Origin of the sequence: Stenotrophomonas sp. SrG (assembly GCF_050031795.1) — a bacterium.
GTDB classification, from domain to species: domain Bacteria; phylum Pseudomonadota; class Gammaproteobacteria; order Xanthomonadales; family Xanthomonadaceae; genus Stenotrophomonas; species Stenotrophomonas rhizophila_A.
In genome coordinates, this window is record NZ_JBNBBE010001522.1 from 1 (window position 1) to 233 (window position 233).

Annotated in this window: 1 pseudogene; it reads left to right on the plus strand. The window is 65.2% G+C overall.

What is annotated here, in order from left to right:
* Positions 1 to 190 (plus strand): annotated as a pseudogene (locus ACQG3P_RS24480) (hypothetical protein); the annotation flags it as partial.
* Positions 191 to 233 lie beyond the last annotated feature (43 nt).

Consider the following 233-nt stretch of genomic DNA (forward strand, 5'->3'; position numbering starts at 1 on the left):
ATCAGAAGACGGCATACTCGATGTTGTACTCAGTCTCGTGGGCTCGGAGATGGGTATTAGAGCCAGGCGCGGGACCGCGCAGGTCAACCTCAGCGCCTCGCGCGCCGAGACCGTCAGCGAACGCAGCCGCGGCTTCCGCGCCGGCGATACCACCGCGATGGTGCAGTACCTGCTGGAGGCGCCGAACTAAGACGGCACCCGCCCGGCCATTTCGGTATCGCTGAGCCAACGCT